Raw genomic sequence first — 278 nt, 5'->3', positions numbered from 1 at the left:
CCAACCTTGGACAACATCACCGATGACGTTGCACCAGTTACTGGTAGCATCGCAGACGGAGACACGACCAATGACCAACGCCCAGAACTGACAGGTACAGGCGAAGCGGGTAACAGCATTAGCATCTACGACAATGACGTAGAGATTGGTACAGCGGTGGTGGATTCAACAGGCAACTGGAGCTTCACGCCAACAACTGACTTGGCTGATGGTCCACATGCGATTGAAATCTCCCAAAAAGATGCGGCGGGTAACGAAAGTCCGAAGACAGCACCAGT

General features: G+C 52.2%; 1 protein-coding gene. It reads left to right on the top strand.

All coding sequences use genetic code 11. The annotated features are described in order from the left end of the window. The coding region (locus GGG_RS20340) for an Ig-like domain-containing protein (RefSeq protein WP_010118283.1) at window positions 1-278 on the top strand (278 nt) is incomplete at both ends.

Origin of the sequence: Acinetobacter sp. P8-3-8, assembly GCF_000214135.1 — a bacterium.
GTDB lineage: Bacteria > Pseudomonadota > Gammaproteobacteria > Pseudomonadales > Moraxellaceae > Acinetobacter.
The sequence above is the reverse complement of the archived record's forward strand: the minus strand, read 5'-3'. Positions and strand labels throughout refer to the sequence as shown.